The organism is Maribellus mangrovi, from assembly GCF_037646455.1.
Classification (GTDB): Bacteria; Bacteroidota; Bacteroidia; order Bacteroidales; family Prolixibacteraceae; genus Draconibacterium; species Draconibacterium mangrovi_A.
This window is the reverse complement of the sequence record NZ_JBBIXN010000002.1, coordinates 488,037-507,568: the sequence shown is the minus strand read 5'-3', so window position 1 is coordinate 507,568 and position 19,532 is coordinate 488,037. Positions and strand designations below refer to the sequence as shown.

16 protein-coding genes are annotated in these 19,532 nt (G+C 41.5%); all 16 read left to right on the top strand.

What is annotated here, in order from left to right; translation table 11 throughout:
• Positions 1-21: 21 nt before the first annotated feature.
• Complete coding sequence (locus WFY05_RS10170) at positions 22-1,386, top strand: serine hydrolase domain-containing protein (protein ID WP_340112724.1); 1,365 nt, start codon at positions 22-24, stop codon at positions 1,384-1,386.
• Between the two features lie 26 nt (positions 1,387-1,412).
• Positions 1,413-2,765: a metal-dependent hydrolase family protein gene (locus WFY05_RS10165; protein WP_340112723.1), complete on the top strand. Its 1,353-nt coding sequence runs from the start codon at positions 1,413-1,415 to the stop codon at positions 2,763-2,765.
• Positions 2,766-2,783: 18 nt separating this feature from the next.
• Positions 2,784-4,490, top strand: coding sequence for an amidohydrolase family protein (locus tag WFY05_RS10160; RefSeq protein ID WP_340112722.1), 1,707 nt, complete (start codon positions 2,784-2,786; stop codon positions 4,488-4,490).
• A 93-nt stretch (positions 4,491-4,583) separates the two neighbouring features.
• On the top strand, positions 4,584-6,224 hold the full coding sequence (locus WFY05_RS10155) for an amidohydrolase family protein (protein ID WP_340112721.1): 1,641 nt from the start codon (positions 4,584-4,586) through the stop codon (positions 6,222-6,224).
• Positions 6,225-6,295: 71 nt separating this feature from the next.
• Positions 6,296-7,552: a DcaP family trimeric outer membrane transporter gene (locus tag WFY05_RS10150; RefSeq protein WP_340112720.1), complete on the top strand. Its 1,257-nt coding sequence runs from the start codon at positions 6,296-6,298 to the stop codon at positions 7,550-7,552.
• Positions 7,553-7,668: 116 nt separating this feature from the next.
• Positions 7,669-8,577, top strand: a complete 909-nt coding sequence (locus WFY05_RS10145; RefSeq protein ID WP_340112719.1) for a hypothetical protein — start codon at positions 7,669-7,671, stop codon at positions 8,575-8,577.
• 47 nt (positions 8,578-8,624) lie between these two features.
• On the top strand, positions 8,625-9,830 hold the full coding sequence (locus WFY05_RS10140; protein ID WP_340112718.1) for a DcaP family trimeric outer membrane transporter: 1,206 nt from the start codon (positions 8,625-8,627) through the stop codon (positions 9,828-9,830).
• A gap of 34 nt (positions 9,831-9,864) precedes the next feature.
• Complete coding sequence (locus WFY05_RS10135) at positions 9,865-10,629, top strand: hypothetical protein (protein ID WP_340112717.1); 765 nt, start codon at positions 9,865-9,867, stop codon at positions 10,627-10,629.
• Between the two features lie 68 nt (positions 10,630-10,697).
• Positions 10,698-11,462 (top strand): hypothetical protein, encoded by a 765-nt coding sequence (locus tag WFY05_RS10130; RefSeq protein ID WP_340112716.1) that lies wholly within the window; start codon positions 10,698-10,700, stop codon positions 11,460-11,462.
• 86 nt (positions 11,463-11,548) lie between these two features.
• Complete coding sequence (locus WFY05_RS10125) at positions 11,549-12,625, top strand: PCMD domain-containing protein (protein ID WP_340112715.1); 1,077 nt, start codon at positions 11,549-11,551, stop codon at positions 12,623-12,625.
• A 44-nt stretch (positions 12,626-12,669) separates the two neighbouring features.
• Positions 12,670-13,785, top strand: a complete 1,116-nt coding sequence (locus tag WFY05_RS10120) for an HlyD family secretion protein (RefSeq protein WP_340112714.1) — start codon at positions 12,670-12,672, stop codon at positions 13,783-13,785.
• Positions 13,786-13,834: 49 nt separating this feature from the next.
• On the top strand, positions 13,835-14,863 hold the full coding sequence (locus tag WFY05_RS10115; RefSeq protein WP_340112713.1) for an MFS transporter: 1,029 nt from the start codon (positions 13,835-13,837) through the stop codon (positions 14,861-14,863).
• An 11-nt stretch (positions 14,864-14,874) separates the two neighbouring features.
• Positions 14,875-16,272 (top strand): efflux transporter outer membrane subunit, encoded by a 1,398-nt coding sequence (locus tag WFY05_RS10110; RefSeq protein ID WP_340112712.1) that lies wholly within the window; start codon positions 14,875-14,877, stop codon positions 16,270-16,272.
• A 113-nt stretch (positions 16,273-16,385) separates the two neighbouring features.
• On the top strand, positions 16,386-17,759 hold the full coding sequence (locus WFY05_RS10105; RefSeq protein WP_340112711.1) for a BamA/TamA family outer membrane protein: 1,374 nt from the start codon (positions 16,386-16,388) through the stop codon (positions 17,757-17,759).
• 26 nt (positions 17,760-17,785) lie between these two features.
• On the top strand, positions 17,786-18,274 hold the full coding sequence (locus WFY05_RS10100) for a hypothetical protein (RefSeq protein ID WP_340112710.1): 489 nt from the start codon (positions 17,786-17,788) through the stop codon (positions 18,272-18,274).
• A 196-nt stretch (positions 18,275-18,470) separates the two neighbouring features.
• Positions 18,471-19,529 carry a BamA/TamA family outer membrane protein gene (locus WFY05_RS10095; RefSeq protein WP_340112709.1) on the top strand — a complete coding sequence of 353 codons (1,059 nt, stop codon included), beginning with the start codon at positions 18,471-18,473 and terminating at the stop codon, positions 19,527-19,529.
• Positions 19,530-19,532 lie beyond the last annotated feature (3 nt).

Sequence of the window (19,532 nt, the reverse complement as noted above, 5' to 3'; positions counted from 1 at the left end):
AAACTAAAAAGATAAAATATCATGAAAAAAAACATTCTGTTTATAGCTGCATTATCATTGTCAATCAGTGTTATGCAAAGTTGCACACAGGCTAAAAATGATAAAACTATGGTAAAATCAACCAACGACGATTCCGGTGTTATCTATGCCAAACCAGAAAACATTGCTTCCAATATTTCATTCGATGAAGTTGCACGAATCAGCACCTATTTCCATCAACCGGAAAATGCTGTAAAAATTCAGTTTCCCAGTGATGAAACCAAATATGCATGGCAACATTGGTCGCAGTTTTACATTACCGCACCGCTTTTCAGAAGTGGACAGGTAAGTGAATTGCCTTATAATATTCATCCTGAAATTGGCGAGGTAAGTTTTGTAGGTAGAAACGACAAAACAGAAACCGTAAACTCCCATTTCGAAAACTTCCCGATCGATGCGATGGTGGCAGTAAAAAATGGAGAAATTGTGTACGAACGTTATAAAACCATGCGTCCTGTCGATAAACACATCTGGTTCTCGTGCAGTAAAGTTACCGGTGCTACCATGCTGGCCTTTTTGGAGTATGAGGGAAAAGTTGATGTTAAAAAACCTGTCACCTTTTACCTCGAAGAGCTGAAAGGAAGCGACTGGGATGAAGTAACAGTTGAGGAAACGTTAGATATGGCTACCGGATTGAATGGTACCGAGCATGACGAACCTTTACATGATTCCCGCACCAATCCTGAACAAATCTGGTTCCGATGGGCTGCCACTTCCGATGTGGCTGTTTTGCCGGGAGACAGAAGCAAAAACTGGTACGATGTTCTAAAAGAAATGAAACGGGTAAAACCCGGGCACGAAGCATTTGAGTACAATTCGATCAATACGTTTGTGGTAAACTGGATTGTAGAAAAAGTTGGAGGAATGCCAATGCACGAACAATTGAGTGAACGTATTTGGAGTAAACTGGGTATGGAGCACGATGCCGCCCTTTCAGTTAGCCCCAGTGGAAAGACGCTGGGTTGGTTAGGAATGAACACCAGTGTAAGGGATATGGCACGATTTGGAATGGCTTTTACACCCAGCTGTACAAAAATTGCCGGAGAGGAAATTATTCCTCAAGCCATTATTAAAAAGATTCAGGATACTTCACATTCCGATATGTATGACAAGGCCTATGCCGGTAAAAAATTCGTGCAATCTTTCCCCGATGTGGAGGGCTTAGCCAACCGATACCAATGGGATGTGGTATTCCCCAATGGCGATTTCTTTAAAAGTGGAGTAGGCGGACAAGGTCTTTTCGTTTCACCTTCTCAGGATATGGTAGTTGCCTGGTTCTGTACCGGCGATGGAAGCGATCGGGAAGAAGCGATGGCAAGGGCGATTATTTATAGTCTTGCTGAATAATAAACTCGAATGTAAATCTGTCTGATATGAAACGCAGTTCTATAAAAGTTGTCGTTAGCCTATTCCTGGTATTCATTTTCAGCAATTCCGGTTTTGCTCAAGAACCGGTCAAGCAAATTTTAATAACCAACGCGAAGATCTTTGATGGCTCTGATAACTTGGTTGAAGGAAAAGATGTGTTGATCCGTGGAAACAAGATCGCTCAGATAGCTGAAGGGATTATGATTACAATGGATGAGAATTCAACGGTAATTGATGCGGGAGGAAGAACGCTGACGCCCGGCTTTATTGATATGCACTATCACCTGAGTCTTGCAAGCGTTAAGATTTCAGATATGGCTGGTTCGTATGCTCCTGATCTTGATTATATTGGGATTCAGGCAGCTCTGGAGGCAGAGCGGCTTTTAAAGCGAGGCTTTACCAGTATACGGGATGTTGCTGGTGCTTCATGGGGAGCAAAAATGGCAGCCGACCGGGGCGAAATTGCAGGACCCAGGGTATGGCCAAGTTTAAGAGCTATCTCGCAGTTTGGAGGGCATGGTGACGCCAATCCAAGATACATGGAACCAAGGGAGTTTGGAGGTCCTGAAAATAATCTGGAGCGATTGGGCTATAGCAGGGTTGTAAACGGCAGAGATGAAGTATTAGTAGCCACTCGGGAAAACCTGAAAAACGGAGCTTCCCAAATAAAAATGCATCTGGCTGGCGGAGTAGGTACTGAGTTTGACCCAATCGATGGAAGGCAGTTCACTCTTGATGAGATTAAGGCAGCCGTTGAGGTGGCTGAAGGATTCGGGACCTATGTTATGGCTCATGTTTATACCGTCGATGGCATCAAGCAAGCTATTAAGGGTGGCGTAAAATGTATTGAACATGGCAATCTGATCAATGAAGAAATTGCCAAAATGATGGCTGAAAATGATGTCTGGTTAAGTCCGGAGGTAGTAGTATATCTAACCTTCTCCTCCGATCTTGGACCGGTGCGACTGGCAAAGGGAGCAATGGTTAGAGATGGACTTGATAATATGTTTAAGCTGGCTAAAAAGTATAATCTAAAAATAGTTTTCGGTACCGATGTGGTTGTTAATCCTGAGGCCGCTGCTGACCAAAACAGGGAGTTTGTAGAACGTGCCAAGTGGTTTACTCCGGCTGAAATATTAAATCAGGCCACTTCCCTTGCTGGTGAACTCTTGCAGTTATCCGGCGAACGCAGTCCGTACCCCGGAAAAATTGGTGTTATTGAAGAAGACGCTTATGCAGATATACTGCTGATTGATGGAAACCCGCTTAATGACATTTCAATTCTGGCTGATCCCCATAAGAACCTTGCATTAATTATGAAGGACGGTAAAATCTATAAAAACACCTTAAATAAATAATCTTAAACAAACGAAATTATGAAAAAAATCAAGCAATTATTCGCAGCAATTCTCATGTTTGGAATTGCAATAGTATCATGCACATCTCCAACTGAAAAAACAAATGTAGATCAACCCAAATTTAAATCGTTGCCGGCCGACACCGAATTTGATGTTGTTATTCTGAACGGCCGGGTAATGGACCCTGAAACTAATTTCGACGCGGTTCGAAATGTGGGTATCAAAGACGGAATTATTGGTTTAATTACCGAAGATGAAATAAAAGGTAAAGAATCTATTGATGCTACCGGATTGGTGGTGGCCCCTGGTTTTATCGACGGCCACCAGCATTGCATTATGCCCTATGCCTACAGACTGATGGTACGCGATGGTCGTACAACCATTATGGATTTGGAGGTGGGAGCACCCGGATCCAAGGTCGATGCATTTTATAAAGCCAGGGAAGGAAAGTCGCCGATCAATTTTGGAGTTTCAGTGTCGCACGAGTTTGTACGTGCTGCTGTTCTGGATGGGGTTGACAACTGGCAAACTTTTCATACCCCAGACATGCGTTTGACCAGAGGAGGCAGTGAGGGATGGTCCAAAACCAGACCAACGCTGGAACAAGGAAATCAAATCCTCTCTTTAATCGATGAAGGTCTTCGCCAGGGAGCGCTGGGAGTTGGTTCTACCGTAGGGTACATGCGTGAAGGCGTATCCTCCCGTGAAATATTCGAATTACAAAAGCTTGGTGGCAAGTATGGCCGCTATACAGGTATGCACTTCCGCCTTACCCCGGGCAACGATGTGCAGGAAGTAATGGGTATTCAGGAAATGCTGGCAAATGCTGCTGCTTTACATTCTCCGGGTATTGCCTTACACTTTAATAATCCCGGCTACAACATGGTACACGAATTATTAGTTCGAATGCGTGAGCAGGGTTATAATGTTTGGGGCGAAGTATATCCTTACAATGCCGGTGGAACAGCCTTGAATGCTGTTTTTTTAGAACCTGAAGTATGGGTTCAATCACTGGGATACAAGTATGAAGAAACGTTAATGGATGTTGAGACCGGGGAATTTTATACGCAAGAGTCGAGAGAGGAAATGCTTAAGAAAGAACCTACTCGTCTGGCAATTGTATATAAAATGCCTGAAGAAGCGATTCTGGACTGGCTGAAACTACCGGGCGTAGCGATAGGTAGTGATGGAATGCCGATTATCGATGATGCCGGTCTGGAATGGGATACCCCATATGAAGAATTACCAAATACACACCCTCGTTTTTCAGGAAGTTTTGCCAAAGTATTGCGACTGGCACGGGAAAATAATATTCCGTTGATGCAGGTCGTATCCATGACCAGTTACAACTATGCCCGACCTTTAGGTGAAATGGGACTAAAATCAATGCAAGTCCGCGGTCGTATGCAGGAAGGTATGGTGGCAGACATCACCATGTTCGATCCGAAAACCGTAACCGATAATTCTACTTATGCGCATGGATTGGTTCCATCAACAGGCATACCTCACGTTATTGTAAACGGAATTATTGTTATGCGCGATTCCGAACCTCTTAAACGTTTCGATGCCGGTCAGCCTATTCGTTTTGCAGTGCAGGAAAAAGGAAAGTTTGAACCACTTACCATTGATGGCTGGACCAAAGAATTTTATGCCGTGCCGGAAGACTTTAGTGGAACGGCTGATTTATGCTGTGGCAATTTTGGCCAGGAAGGTCATAAACATTAATCTGCTAAATAATCTGTCTGTCATATAGATAGGCAGATTGTTCTTATCGTGAAAAATGAAAATACTTATAAAAACACTTTAAAATAATTTATCATGAAAAATTTAAACCTTCTGCTTTTCACCCTATTGTTTTCCAGTATGGTGATGGCGCAACAGTATGACGTGGCTATCTTGAATGGAAGGGTCATGGACCCAGAAACGATGTATGATAACATCGCCAATGTTGGTGTGAAAGATGGGCGAATCGCCATTATCACCAAAGACAACATTACTGGCAAGGAAACCATTGATGCCACTGGATTGGTGGTGGCCCCCGGTTTTATTGATGGCCATCAACATTGTATTGAAACTTATGCTTATAGATTGATGGTACGTGATGGCCGTACGACCATTATGGATCTTGAAGTGGGTGCCAGTGGTCCCAATGTTGATGCGTTTTATAAGGATAGGGAAGGAAAATCACCGGTAAACTTTGGAATTTCAGTAGCACATGAATTTGCGCGTGCAACTGTTTTGGATGGGTTTACTGAATGGAAACATTATAATACACCTGATGGATTCGTTTCAAGAGCACAAGCCCAGGGATGGTCTAAAACAAGGCCAACGCTTGAACAAGGCAACCAAATCCTGGCTAATATCGATGAAGGTCTTCGCCAGGGAGCGCTTGGGATAGGTTCTACTGTCGGATACATGCGTGAAGGCGTATCATCCCGTGAAATTTTCGAATTGCAAAAACTCGGCGGTAAGTACGGTCGCTATATAGCTATGCACTTCCGTAATACTCCAGGCAATGATGTACAGGAAGTTTCGGGTATACAGGAAATGTTGGCAAATGCCGCTGCTCTTGGTTCACCAGCAATAGCCTGCCATTTCAATAACCCGGGATACAATATGGTACATGAATTACTGGTTAGAATGCGGGAGAAAGGAAATAATGTTTGGGGAGAAGTTTATCCCTACAATGCCGGTTCTACTACTTTGAATGCTATGTTTCTTGAACCTGAAATCTGGGTTGATGCCCTTGGTTACAAATATGAAGAAACCTTAAAGGATGTTGAAACCGGAGAGTTTTACACGGTAGAGTCAAGGAAGGAAATGCTCAAGAAAGAACCTACCCGTCCAATTATTGTGTACAAAATGCCCGAAGAAGCAATTGTAGACTGGTTAAAAATGAAGGGAGTCGCTATTGGTAGCGATGGAATGCCAATAATTCCGGATGATGGCCTGGAATGGGATACCCCTTATGAAGACTTTCCAAATACACATCCACGTTTTGCAGGAAGTTTTGCCAAAGTACTGCGACTGGCAAGAGAGAACAATATTCCATTGATGCAGGCTGTATCCATGACCAGCTACAACTATGCCAAACCTTTGGGTGAAATGGGCTTAAAGTCCATGCAAGTCCGCGGTCGAATGCAGGAAGGCATGGTAGCCGACATCACCATGTTCGACCCTGAAACAGTCACTGATCATGCCACTTATGCGAAAGGCACACTTCCGTCCACAGGAATTCCCCATGTGATTGTGAATGGTATAATCGTGATGAGAGATTCAGAACCATTGAAGCGTTTCGATGCCGGCCAGCCTATTCGTTTCGAAGTACAGGGAAAAGGAAAGTTTGAACCGCTTACCATTGAAGGATGGACTCAGAAATTTTATGCAGTGCCGGAAGACTTTAGTGGAACGTCTGGTTTGGACTGTTGCGATTTTGGCCAGGAAGGTCACGAACATTAACCGGCGTAGGACACTTATTCCTGTCCGAATAGAAAAGACTGAATTATAGTTCTCAGTAAAAACAATAAATAATGAAAATAAAACTCTTTTGGATATTTATTGTGTACTTCTTTCCAATGATTGTTTTCGCCCAACAGGCGGATTCTCTTGTAGTCGATTCTTTAAACATCAGCCAAAAAATATTTCCGATGGGTGATGTCAAGGAAACGAGCCAGGTACTTTCAGCCAATGATTTGGTGGAATCTGATTTCCCCGGATCATGGCCGATGTTTGGCTCTGATATACGTATGAAAATTGGTGGATATGTGAAAGTAGATGCCATCTATGATGTAGATGGAACCAACGACAGAACACAGTTTCTGATGTCAACCATTCCGGTTGAAGGGCAGCCTGAGCATGATTACCATGGCTATTTTAGTTTCTTATCAAAAGAAACCCGGTTTAACATCGATATCAGGCGTATAGGAGAAGGAAAAGTCCCCCTCAAACTTTTTATTGAAGGGGATTTTTGGTCGGAGGGTAGTCGCTTCAGACTCAGGCATGCTTATATAACTGCAGGAGATTTCATCATTGGCCAAACCTGGACCACCCTTTCCATACTTGAATCCTTACCGTTTATGATTGATTTTGCAGCCGGTGATGCACTCTTTGGCGGAAGAACCACACAGATCAGGTTTCAAAAACAATTTGAAGGTAAGTTAAAATTAGCCATGGCTGTTGAAAGCCTGGATTTGATGGGAATTGAAAATCCCGGTGACTTGCCTGGAAAACCATCTGCACAATTACCCTTATTTGCCGCCCGGCTGGATTATAACTGGAAAAGTGGATTATTGGTATTAGGTTCCAGCGCCGGACAGTTGAGATGGGATAAAGGTGCTGACGGCACCACACAGGCACTTCAGATTGCCGGTGTAATAGCCGGGAGGCAGTACATTGGAAAGAAGAATTATCTCACCTGGAATGTAAGTGCCGGATACGGCTCAGGCGAAAATATTATGGCTTTTGCAGGGAGTAATGCCAATGCCGTTATAACTCCGGAAGGAAAGCTGGAGACAATTCCTTCTTTTGCTATGGTACTTGGTTTCATGCATAAATGGACCGAGACCTTATCCTCTAACTTTTCGTATGCATACGGTTGGCTTGATACGCCCGAATCAAGGGCTGATTATGCTATAAAACGTGGAGGGATCGGACATGTGAACGTCATTTTCAGACCTTATAAGCGCTTTTCAACCGGTATGGAATATATATGGGGAGCACAACGAACAACAAATGATGCTTTAGGTAGTGCCAACAGAATTCAGGCAATGGCAAAGTTTGAATTTTAATCAATAGATATTCTTTTGATTCATGATCATTAATCAATAATATGAGAGGTATTTAATGCGCATTTCACGATGCAAATGCTTTTTTTCTTTATGAATAAATTTTAAAACATAAAAAAATGAAACGACTTTATATTGTATCAATTGTATTGTGTATGCAACTGTCTCTCTTTAGTTTATCGGTGTATGCTCAGGAAGAAACAGCTCCACAAAGCGAAGCCGAAATTGCCAGGGAGCTATCGAATCCAAATACCACACTCGGAACCATGGCTTTTCCCATCGACTATATTCATTACAATGGCGACCTGCCGGGGGCTTCCAGTCAAAATGGCTTTTTACTGAATTTTCAACCCAGTTTACCTATCCCATTGTCGCAGGGAGTGAATTTATTCGTTCGGCCGTTAATCCCGGTTTATTTAAGCCAGCCGGTATATGGCGATAATGGTTTCGAGAATAAAGGTTTCAACCTGGGGAACATCAGTGCCGATATAGCCTTAGGAAAAACATGGCCTTCAAAACTAATTACTATAGCCGGAGTATTTGGTGGCTTTCCAACTGCAACCGACAAACAATTGAGGTCGAAATATACGACAGTTGGTCCTGAATTTATGGTGGCTCAGCTGTTTAATTGGGGAGCACTTGGACTTTTTCTTAGTCAGGCGTGGAGTGTAAATAGTTACACTCCCGACGATGAAGTCGGGATAACCTCTTTACCCGACGAGGTCTGGATTTCTACTGCCAACCGACAAACGGCAAGTGTTACAGCCGGACAATATTTTTATATTTTCAATTTGAAAAATGCCTGGCAAATTACGGGTCAACCCACTTTTGCCTATAACCACAAAGCCGAAAAAGGTAACCGCTTTACTTTTCCGGTCGGAACGGGTGTAAACAAAGTAACCCGTTTTGGGAAGTTACCTGTAAAACTCAGTGTTCAATATTGGTATTATCTGGCGTCGCCCGATGTATTTGGCCCGCAACACCAGATTCGCGTGCAATTTGCTCCAGTGGTTCCTTTACCATGGTAGTCATATTTGAAAAATAGTAAACAGGATAATTAAAACTATAAGCTTGTATGAATTCTATAAAACACCGGTTTCATCTTATAATTCTTAGTCTTTTCGTTGTTGCAAATTTAAATGCACAGGTTAAAGACAGTATTATTCATACCCGCGATGATATTGGCGATATGAATGCAGCGGTAATTCGTGCAGGTGAATTTCCCGGGGCGATTACCCTGCCCGGTTCTCATGTTTCATTGGCAATCGGAGGATTTATAAAAGCGACTGCCATATACGATACGAAGTATTCTGTAAAAAATGAGATTATAATGCCCGGTACTTTCAAATCGAGTGATTTCAATGAAGGGCAATCTTATATTGGCGCACGTTCTTCCCGTTTGTTTTTCGACGGACGGGTAACATACGATGGCCTGGCCATTAAAGGATATTACGAAATGGATTTTAGAGGAGCTTATGGTTTTACCCTTCGACATGCTTATTTACAATTGAACAATAAAAAGGGGCAAAGCTTGTTAATGGGCCAATACTGGAGCCTGGTCATGGATCTGAAAAGTATCCCTGAAGGTCTGGTTGAACCAACAATGAGTGGTGGAGGATTTTCACGTCACGGACAGATTCGATTTGTAACTCCTTTGAGCAATAGCTTAAGTCTTTCAATTTCTCTCGAAGAACCAAACAGTACTGATATAAAAGGAGAGGCCATACTTCCGCAAAACAGATATGCCGATGTCATCGGTTTTCTCTCAATAGATCCATCAGAGGCTGTTCATCTTGGATTAACAGGTATGTATCGTCCTCTAACTTATGTTGTTCAATCTACTCGAAACAAAGAAGTAGAAAACGGATGGTTAGGTAACGCAACTGCTGTTTTCAAGCCAGGGGCAAAGGATAAAATAGCTCTCTCTGCAATGATCGGTTCCGGTGCTTCAAATTATATCATGGGAACCGACGGTACAGGCGCTTATTATTCTGAAAACAGTTTGGAACTGCAGGTCGAGCGTGGTGGATTTGGCTCGATTGGTCATAAATGGAATGAAAAGTTAAGAAGTAACCTGGCACTTGGAATGTTTCATGCCGATGAACTGGACACCAATCCAAATCCTCATATTAAATCGAGCACTTTTGGTTTCGTAAATACTTTTTATCGTTTGAATAAATACGTAAATGTGGGTATAGAATGGCTTTATACGAACAAGAAACAGTTTAACGGTGAGGGCTTTACAAACAACCGAATACAATTTGGTATTCAAATATTTTAATGAAGAATTTAGCAACTATTTAACAAAAATAACTATGGTAAGAAAGATCAAAACATTATTTGCATGTATGCTTTTATTTCCTTCATTTTTGTTACATGCACAACAATTTAACTCGGACAATTACTTAACGATGCCACACGGTACCGGTACTTTTGTTGTCACAAGCGGGCAAAGGAATTCCACTCTACTCATGTCGTTTGCACTCATCGACCGTTTCGAGTTTTTTGCCCAGGGCAACCTGTATCGCGATTACCGTGTAAAGGACTACAACCAGCATTTTACTACCACCGTTTATGCCAAGTATATGTTCTGGGTAAATGAAAAGAAAAACGGCGGAGGTGCTGCATTTTTAGGATTTGGGAAGTCACCGGGCTATTACGACGAATTTAACTACTCGGAGCTGCACAAGAATGTCTGGACAGCTATACCTTTCACCGTCTCTTTATTTAATAATGCTGTTTCGTGGGATATTATGCCGGGAGCACTGGTTGATTTCGATCACGGAAACAATAAGGAAACAGCCTGGGGTTTTACCTGGTCATCCAGGCTTGCCATTTATAAAATTATCCCTAAAACGGCGATTATAGCCGAGGCTTTTGGGACAGAAGGAAATGTCTATTCAAAACCGGAATATAAAGTTGGTTTAAGATGGGAACCCAACGACTACATCATTCCGGCAATATCATACGGAGCAAGCTTCGACGGGAGCAAGGCTGCTGGATTTGAAATTGGAATAATCATTTTTACTCCACAGTTTATTAAGAAGGATTTTATAAAAAACAACCATATTCAATATTAAGAGTACCCGCAATAATCATTTGTAGCCATGCCAGAAAAGAACAAGCAAACTCTATAATCTAAATACAAATGAAGAAAATTATATTGTCACTATTCATCCTGTTTTATGCTATAAATCTGTTAGCACAAGAGGATACATTATCGGTTGATGAGAAACAAACACCATATGATTTGTTGTCGAGCTACTATTCCGGGAAATTCAAGCCCTTTAAAAAAGGCAATTTTTTTGCCGGATTGGCATTCTCTCTCACCGATAAAAAACTGGAAAATACGGATTACCTCATTCAGCAGGTTATTGATGGCGATCGTCTGTCATATGATGTGCTGGTAAAAGGAGGATACTACACCGGCGATTACGGAATGGTTTTATTAAATCTCAACTATTTTCAGGATAAGTTTTCTGGTACGATTTATCGCGATCCGGACACACTCCAGTCGAACACAATTAGCAGGGGATTTGCAGTAACACCTGCAATCCGTTCATCCGTTCCGCTTACAAAAAGTGAACGTCTAAGCTTTTTTACCGAAATCGGTTTGACATTTGGAAAAACTAATTCGTTAACCCGCAATACCAAAAATCTGGATGAGATTGAAAAAATATATGGTGACGACTTCCATTTCAGAGTTGGGCTAAGTCCGGGGATTACATTTTTTGCTATGGAGAATTTTGCCTTTGAAGTAGAATTGAATGTGTTAGGCTATGATTTAAGAGTTTCTGAAAGCAGTAAAAACAATGGCCCAAAATCAAGAGAAGTAAGGCAAAATGTAGATTTTAATATTGATCTGCTATCGCTGCAATTGGGATTGGCCTACTATTTCGGTGCAAACAAGTAACCATAAAAACTATGAAAATGAAACGAGTCCCGAATTTTCGGGACGAGTTCCATACTATACCTTTTAAAACAAATAATTTTAATAGTATGAAAAGGATAATATATACTATTTTGCTGATACTTGTTATCGTCTCTTGTGTAAAAGAAGATTATTTCGGATTATCGCCTTACGGAAATATTAAGAAATTTTTAGTGAGTAACCAGGCCGGGAATGCCGTTATCGACCTAACTACCCAAACAGTTACCGTTGAAATTCCAGCCGGAGTAGATCTGACAGCACTCGCTGTTCAGGAACTCACAGTTTCAAGCTTTGCTACAGCCAGTTTAGCGATTGGAGAGGAGATCGACCTCAGCAGTGATGCCACGATAAATGTAACTTCTGAAGATGGCAATGTTCATGTCTGGACAGTCAAATCTTTTATTGCCTCGGCTACACCGCAGCTCGCGAATGGTGATTTGAATGCCTGGTACAAAACCAGTTCGGGATATTATGAACCCGGAGCCGATGCGGCGTCAACCATTTGGGGAACAGGAAATCCTGGAACTCGAATTTTAGGAAAATTGGCTACTACACCTTTCGATCTTGGTGGCGGAAACCTGGCCGCACATATGGAAACCTACGACCTTGGTTTGGCAGGAATTCCACTAAAAACTCCAATTGCCGCAGGATCGCTGTTTACCGGTTATTTCGATTCCGACAAGCTTGATCCAACGGATCCGGAAGCTGCTGTTGTTTTTGGAACTCCATTTACCGGCAGGCCAGATAAAATCAGGTTTAAGTATTCTTATGTTCCGGGAGAAACCAATGAAGACCGCTACGGTAATGTATTGGATTTCGATGACAACTGCGATATATATGCACTTCTGGAGGTCCGGCTGGCCGGGAAGACGCAGCGCCTTGGAACAGCCTGGTTCAGAAGTGATGCAAATCAGCCGGACCTGGTTGAAAAGGAAGTTGAATTTGTTTATGGCCCGCTTGACGATTCCTATCCGGAATATATGAGGGAAGAAGATGTTGATTTTGTTGCGGCCGATTCGGCTGCATATATGTTGCCTACCCACATCACTTTTGTGGCTTCATCGAGCTATGCCGGAGCTGTTTTTGCCGGAGCCGTGGGCAGCGAATTGATAATAGATGATGTGGAAATGATATATGAAGAGTAGGTATTTTAGAACAGAGTCCCAGAAAATAAATACAAAATAGCGTTATGGCAGAAACCAAAGCAAAGCAGGATGCAGGTCAACAAAAAAAGAAAAAAACGCCATCAATGGTGTGGGTTACACGAGTAACCTTGCTGTTGGCGGCTTTAATTTTTGTTTGGTACGTTTTATCCGACAGGAATACACCCTATACACAACAGGCAAGGGTTACCGAACTGGTAATCCCAATTTCGCCAAGAGTAAGTGGTTATGTAACTGATGTTCGTGTAAAGTTAAACAGTGCTGTTAAGGCTGATGATCTCCTGTTTCAATTGGATAAGTCTCCGTTTAATGTTGCTTTACGTCAGGCACAGGCGAATTTGGATTATACAATGCAACAAATGGGGGTGAACGGGGCTAATGTGAAAGCCGCTGCAAGCAGTGTTGGAGTTTCCAGGGCCCAGCTCGATCGTGCCCAACGTAACTATGATCGAACCCAACGATTGATCAATAAAAATCCGGGTGCAGTGTCTCAGGCAGATATCGATCGTGTTGAAACATCACTAAGCCAGGCACAGGAACGATTGGCTTCAGCAGAAGCAAATCTTGAAATAGCCAAAGAACAGCTGGGAGTTGCTGGTCCTGAGAATCCACAATTGCGACTGGCATTAGCCCAGGTGGAACAGGCTGAGTTGAATTTATCATTCACATCGGTTTACGCACCAAACGACGGATTTATTGAAAGTTTTAATATTGATGTCGGTTATTTGGGACAACAAGGACAAGCGCTTGCCACATTGGTTTCGAAACAGGACATTTGGATTCAGGCCGATTTTAAAGAGAATAATATTTCGAATATGAAAATTGGTGACCCTGTAAAGTTTATTCTCGATGTTGCACCGGGCAAAATATTTACCGGAACGGTACGGGGCATTGGAAATGGGGTTGACTCAGGTAATAAAGTTAATCGTGGTGGATTACCCGCAATAAATAGTTCCAGTTCCTGGTTGCAGGATCCTCAACGCTTTCCTATAACAATTGCTTTTACCGATGAAGATGCAAAACGTATCTGCCGGGCTGGTGGCCGGGCAGATGTGGTCGTTTTTACCAAAAATCAGGGGATTTTATACAAATTGGCTAATTTCCGTATTTGGCTTAATTCATGGCTTTCTTATGTCAGGTAGTTCTTCCCATAGAATTTTCTTTGTTCCGGTAGCATCCGAAAATATTCCGATGTTAAGGTATGCTTTGGGTGCAACCATAATGATGTCGGTGGCTATGGCTTTTGCATGGGATATGGCTTATTTAACACCTGTTCTGTCTTTGAGCTTTCTGGGTGTTGGAACGAAGATGCCTACGCTTAAGGGAGGAATATCATTTGTAGGTATTATCGCAATTCTAACGGTAATTGGTTTTCTGACTACAAAGTACTTTGTTCAATACATCGTATTTTTTGTCCCACTGCTTGCACTAATCATGTTATCTGTTTTTTATACCACCAAACTAACATCCACACTTAAGTTATTTATATTAATGATATTGCTTGTAATGCCCATGCTTGGGATGATGGGAACGGCAGTTGCTTTTGGTTTCACGCTTATATTTATTTTTGGTGTATGCGTAACCATCCTTCTTGTGTGGATGGTTTTTACGCTAATTCCAGATCACGTACAAGCACAAAAAAAGAGTGTAGAAAAGAGTGCTGCTCAAGCTATTCCGGAGAATATTCGTTTTACAAAGGCATTGGAAACGCTCTTAATTGTTTTTCCTGTTGTGCTGTTATTTTTTGCGTTTCAGTTTACCGGAAGTTTGTTGATTCTGATTTTTGTAGTAGTGTTATCAATGCAACCGGCTTTTGGCTCAAAGAATGCCATCGCCATGCTGGTAGGAAACCTGGCCGGAGGTATCGCATCCATTGTCGTTTACGAACTTTTGGTGATTGTACCCAGCTACCTGTTTTTTGTATTGCTTATAGCTACTGTAAGTTTATTCGTTGCCGGAAAGCTTTTTTCAGGAGGGAAAATGGCTCCCTTGTATGGTATGGGGTTTTCTACTTTTTTGTTGATCATTGGCCAGTCGCTTACCAGCACGGCAGATGCAGGCAGTAAGGTTTGGCTTCGTGTTTTGCAAATAATGGTTGCAGTAAGTTATGTTGTTCTGGCTCAAAAAACGCTTGAAGCTAATAAGCAGTGGCGTAAATCAAAACGAGTAAAAGAAAATACAGATGTACAAGACAAAGGTGTGGTTGATAATCCGGAATAAATAATTTTAAAATGAAAAGACAATATTTATACGCTCTGTTACTTTTCTTACTTGGTTTGTCCGGGTGTATGATGGGGCCCAATTTTACAAAACCGGTAACACAGAATCCTGCTGGTTTTCGATTTGATACATCTGATAATAATGATGAAGTAAATTTACTATGGTGGGAATTGTTCGAAGATGAAGTTTTAGACACGCTGGTAAAAAAGGCCTTATTGAATAACAAGGATGTGCGAATTGCAGCTTCACGACTTGAATCAGCCAAAATAAATATTGCCTATACGAAAGCTGACCAATGGCCGGCGTTTCATTATGGGGCTGGTGTTTCGGCTTCCGGATTTTCAGGTAATACTTCCAGCAGTTTTAATGTCTATCCACAGGTAGGATGGGAAATTGGATTTTGGGGAAAATACAGGCGATTGAATGAAGCAGCCCAGGCAACCTACCTGGCCGGCGAATTTGCCCAACAAACGGTTAAATTGGGAATTGTAAGTGCAGTAGTATCAACCTATTATTCCATACTGGCCTCCCAAGATCAACTGCAGATTGCCAGTAATACTGTGGCTTCACGAGATAGCGGGCTGATAATTATGCGTGATAAATACGAAGGTGGTTTGATTTCGCTAATGGATTATAATCAGGCCAAAATACAACGTGATGTGGCAGCCACTATTGTTCCCGTATATAAACGAATTATTGCAAATTATGAGAATGCGTTAAGCATACTGATTGGAGAAGCTCCGCATGAAATTGAAAAAGGAAAACCTTTTTATCAACATAAGTATCAGTTGGATATTCCGGTAGGAATACCATCAGAATTACTTACTCGCCGACCGGACATTCAACAAAGTGAAGCGCTATACAGGGTAAGCACTGCCCAAATAGGCGTGGCAGAAGCCTTACGCTGGCCATCCTTAAGTTTAACTGGTCTAATGGGAGTAGCAAGCAGCGATCTTACATCACTGAATGCTATGGGATTGACATGGTCGGCAGGAGGGAGTTTATTCGGACCTATTTTCCAATATGGTAAAAATAAAGCGCGCGTTGAGCTGGCCAGACAAGATGCCCAGGTTGCACTATTGCAATACGAGCAGACTGTCCTCAACGCATTTAAGGAAGTTGAAGATGCGCTGGTAAATATTTCCACCTACGAGGAGGAGTTAATTGCTCAGGAGTCCCGAACATCAACGGCAATGGAGTCAGAAGAATTAGCGTATGTTCGTTACGAGGAGGGATCAACTACCTATCTGGAAGTACTGGAACAGCAGCGCCAATCCTTTTCCGCTCAACTTGATTTACTGGCCAATCGCTTAAATATTTTAAACTCCTATATTTTGCTTTACAAAGCACTTGGCGGAGGCTGGTTGTCGCCTGAAGAGCAACAAGTATTTCTTAACAATCAAGAATAGATGCAAATAGAGAACGGTTGTATATATGGTTTATAATGAAAGCATAAAAATTAACACAATGAACAAAGGAGTTTTTACCGCAACTCTATAATATGCCCAACAGAGATAACTTTATGAGTACAAGAAAAACAATAATAGAAAATAAATTGGATAAGAAAATTCAACTGAAAATTCGAAAAATAGTTGTCCACAACTTGCGAAAAGTTAAAGTCAACATAAATCCTTTTTCAGGTTTTGTCTTTCCTGGAAAAACAAATGCATTTTGCCGAATTCACTCAAATTTCAGAACAGTTTGGAGAAGGATTGGTACAGCTTTTTCGGCACATGTTTATGTTGCATTGATTTGTTTTTTTTCACTTTTGATTCCGGCAGTTTCTGTCCTTGCGCAAACCGATTCGATGAACGTTGCCGTTAAAGGGAAAAAAATATCCTTTAAGGATTCTGTTGACGGAGCTTTTGATGTAAGCTCCTTTTTGTTGGAACATCGGGGAGTATTACCCGTTATTTCGCCTATTACAGAGCCTGCAACCGGGTATGGCGGTGCTGTTGCGCTATTGTATTTTCACAATCGTAAAACCAAATATAAAAGTTACGTACCGCCTGATGTTTCCGGGTTGATAGGTTTAGTAACATCCAACAGAACATGGGGAGTTGGAGGATTTCATTCCCATACTTTTGGTGAAAACCGGGTTCGTAGTATGACAGTGATTTTTAAACCCGATTTAAGAATCGATTATTATGGAAATAATAATGAAATCCTGGAAAATAATCCCGTTACCGTAAACCTGGATGCATGGGTTTTTTATCAGAAATTACAACTACGTATCGCTGAATCTCAGTTTTATGTCGGTGCTTCGTACACCCATTTTAATAGTACAGTTACGCTGGATACCATTGAAGGTAACCGTTTGCTGAACGAAATAATTAAACGCTTAAATGTAAATTCTCAAATTGTTACCATAAAACCACAAATTGTTTATGATAGCAGAGACAATGTTTTTACACCAACAAAAGGAATTAATTCTGAATTATCCATAAACCACTCGGCCAAATGGCTCGGGTCCGACGATAACTACAGCATTCTTAAAACCAACTTTTACGGCTATTTGCCTATTGGTCCGAAACTCTTTTCGGGCTGGCGTTTTAACGGCAGTTTTATGTTGGGTGACGGGCCATTTTACGCCTATCCATTTGTATCGCTCCGGGGAATTCCGGCCATGCGCTACCAAAGCGACAATGTACTTGTTGCAGAAACTGAATGGCGTTACAATTTTTATCGGCGGTGGTCAGTAGTTGGTTTTACAGGTGTGGGAAAAGCATTTAAAGATGCAAGTACCTTTAACGATATTGATTTTACGTACACCGTAGGCAGCGGATTTCGATATAAACTGGCGCGAATGATGGGTATTCACACAGGATTGGATTTTGCCATGGGTAATGGAAAAGATTTTGCATTCTATGTTGTTTTTGGAAGTTCGTGGCAGTAATAGGATATAAATGAGAAAATAAGGATATGATAAGGAAATTAAGTTTAATGGTGTTAACGGCGATACTGGTATTTGTTTCGTGCGAGCAACCCATGGATCCCGTTATAAAATCGGTACAAGAAACAAATGCGCTGCTACAGGCGCACCAATGGCACGTTGATGATTTTAATGTAGAGGTGAAGGATGAAGATGTACCCGCACCCATACTTTGGAACCTGGCAGATTCAGTTATGAAAGCCGGTATGTTCGATTTGGATGACATGGTTTTTGATGCTTCCGAAACACGTAAAATGAAAGTGGAGTTTACTCCCAACGGTACAAATTTATATTATGCATTTAATAAAAAATTATACTCCCCATGGAGTATGTCGGTTGGATTTAACTACCAACACAATAAACGGTATCAATTAACAGGAATGTATAACTTCCTTGGCAGTCGGAACCAGTTTACTTTGGGAATAACCTATCGGTTCGGTATCAGGGGGAAAAATTACCTGCACGGACTTACATTGTAATCCGCTGGTGGTAGTAGAGCGGAGTAAAGTATTAGGCATGAATTTTTACAAAAAGAAACATATAAAAAGTATCGTATCCAAAGTTTTTGGATTCGTTTATTCTTCTGGTTTTTTCAAACCGCTCTTCTTGTCGTTTTTATTCCTGATACTCTCAGTTGTGGTAAATGCACAGAGACCGATACGAAACGTTCAGAAAATGAATGACATGTTGGATGAATTATATTTTGATGAGTCAGATACAAGCCGGTTTACAAATGACCAAAAAGGACTATTGCCAATTCCGATGATTGTAACAGAACCAGCACTGGGCGGGTTTGGAGGCGGTGTGGCTCTTGGGTATCTGCACTCAAACAAACGTAGTTTGAGAAAGAATACTCCGGCCACTGTTTCAGGGATATTTGGTGGAATGACAATGAACAAATCGTGGTTATATGGGGCAGCACATTCAGAAACCTTTTTTAATGATCATCTCCGCTATACAGGTGTTGTTGTTAAATCAGAGGTTAACATCGCTTTTTATGAGAAAATTCTTTCTGCCACTATACCGATAAAAGTAAAGCTTAATCTTTGGGGCACAGCTCATAAATTATTATTCCGTCTAGGCGAAACAAATCTCTTTCTCGGTCCCCGTTATATTTTTTCGAAAACAGTGATCCGACCGGATATAAATACCACTTCCCCGGGATTGGATTCTTTGATTAATAATATTACGGGTACTTCCAAATTGGGCATGTTGGGCCTGGTATTTAGTTTTCAAAATGTGAAAAATACATTTTCTCCTGATAAAGGATTCGATGCAGGTTTGTATCTCGATTACAACGCCACTTTTTTCGGTGGTGATGAGAATTTTGCCAAAATGGAACTCTTTACCAAGTATTATTTTAATCCTGCACAGAAAATATATGGCGCGGTTCGTTTCGAAGGACAATTTGTTGAAAACAATGCACCGTTTTATGCCAAACCTTATGTAGATTTACGTGGGGTACCTGCCATGCGCTACCAGGGAGATAATTTAATTTTAGCAGAAACACAGTGGAGATGGGCTTTTTATAAGGAATTGTCGGTGCTTGGTTTTGTGGGAAGTGCAAAAGCAATGAATGATTTTGCTAAATTTAAAGATGCCGATTGGATTTACAATTATGGAGGTGGGTTTAGGTTTGCATTAAAAAAACTATTTCGGATACGACTGGGAGTTGATGCGGCTTGGAGTAACGAGGATTTTGCCTGGTACATTTCAGTCGGCAGCTCATTTTAAATT

What these genes read in the sequence shown, in the direction of transcription:
- WFY05_RS10160 (WP_340112722.1), top strand. Translation starts at nt 2,784, where the DNA reads ATGAAAAAAATCAAGCAATTATTCGCAGCAATTCTCATGTTTGGAATT.
- WFY05_RS10100 (WP_340112710.1), top strand. Translation starts at nt 17,786, where the DNA reads ATGATAAGGAAATTAAGTTTAATGGTGTTAACGGCGATACTGGTATTT.
- WFY05_RS10105 (WP_340112711.1), top strand. Translation starts at nt 16,386, where the DNA reads ATGAGTACAAGAAAAACAATAATAGAAAATAAATTGGATAAGAAAATT.
- WFY05_RS10130 (WP_340112716.1), top strand. Translation starts at nt 10,698, where the DNA reads ATGAAGAAAATTATATTGTCACTATTCATCCTGTTTTATGCTATAAAT.
- WFY05_RS10165 (WP_340112723.1), top strand. Translation starts at nt 1,413, where the DNA reads ATGAAACGCAGTTCTATAAAAGTTGTCGTTAGCCTATTCCTGGTATTC.
- WFY05_RS10110 (WP_340112712.1), top strand. Translation starts at nt 14,875, where the DNA reads ATGAAAAGACAATATTTATACGCTCTGTTACTTTTCTTACTTGGTTTG.
- WFY05_RS10135 (WP_340112717.1), top strand. Translation starts at nt 9,865, where the DNA reads ATGGTAAGAAAGATCAAAACATTATTTGCATGTATGCTTTTATTTCCT.
- WFY05_RS10145 (WP_340112719.1), top strand. Translation starts at nt 7,669, where the DNA reads ATGAAACGACTTTATATTGTATCAATTGTATTGTGTATGCAACTGTCT.
- WFY05_RS10150 (WP_340112720.1), top strand. Translation starts at nt 6,296, where the DNA reads ATGAAAATAAAACTCTTTTGGATATTTATTGTGTACTTCTTTCCAATG.
- WFY05_RS10140 (WP_340112718.1), top strand. Translation starts at nt 8,625, where the DNA reads ATGAATTCTATAAAACACCGGTTTCATCTTATAATTCTTAGTCTTTTC.
- WFY05_RS10170 (WP_340112724.1), top strand. Translation starts at nt 22, where the DNA reads ATGAAAAAAAACATTCTGTTTATAGCTGCATTATCATTGTCAATCAGT.
- WFY05_RS10115 (WP_340112713.1), top strand. Translation starts at nt 13,835, where the DNA reads ATGTTAAGGTATGCTTTGGGTGCAACCATAATGATGTCGGTGGCTATG.
- WFY05_RS10155 (WP_340112721.1), top strand. Translation starts at nt 4,584, where the DNA reads ATGAAAAATTTAAACCTTCTGCTTTTCACCCTATTGTTTTCCAGTATG.
- WFY05_RS10095 (WP_340112709.1), top strand. Translation starts at nt 18,471, where the DNA reads ATGAATGACATGTTGGATGAATTATATTTTGATGAGTCAGATACAAGC.
- WFY05_RS10125 (WP_340112715.1), top strand. Translation starts at nt 11,549, where the DNA reads ATGAAAAGGATAATATATACTATTTTGCTGATACTTGTTATCGTCTCT.
- WFY05_RS10120 (WP_340112714.1), top strand. Translation starts at nt 12,670, where the DNA reads ATGGCAGAAACCAAAGCAAAGCAGGATGCAGGTCAACAAAAAAAGAAA.